This window comes from Pseudarthrobacter sp. AG30 (assembly GCF_003116525.1).
GTDB lineage: Bacteria > Actinomycetota > Actinomycetes > Actinomycetales > Micrococcaceae > Arthrobacter.
Genome location: NZ_QEHL01000076.1, coordinates 1 through 310, shown reverse-complemented (window position 1 = coordinate 310; position 310 = coordinate 1). Strand labels below are relative to the sequence as shown.

Below are 310 nucleotides of genomic sequence, written 5' to 3'. Positions count from 1 at the left end.
ACCGAACCGATCGTGCTGCGCACGCTGCCGCCGCGGGCGATCAGGGTACTGGTGGCCAGCGGTCCCCAGCCGCCGCCGCCGATCGCATCGAGCAGGCCGGCGAAGAAGCCCAGCACGCCGCTGTGCTGCACCTGGTGGCGGCTCAGCCGCTTGCCGAACGCGCGCAGCAGCACCATGGTGCCGAGGATCAGCAGATAGGCGTTGACGAAGGGGCGGATCGTCTCGCCCGGCACGTTGGCGAGGAAGAGGGCGCCGATGACGCCGCCGACCGCGCCGGGAATCGCCAGCTGCCAGAACAGCCGCCAGCGCA

The 310-nt window shown here is 71.6% G+C and carries 1 protein-coding gene; it reads right to left on the bottom strand.

What is annotated here, in order from left to right:
- The coding region (locus DC347_RS21370) for a sulfite exporter TauE/SafE family protein (RefSeq protein ID WP_133247136.1) at positions 1–310 on the bottom strand (310 nt) is incomplete at both ends.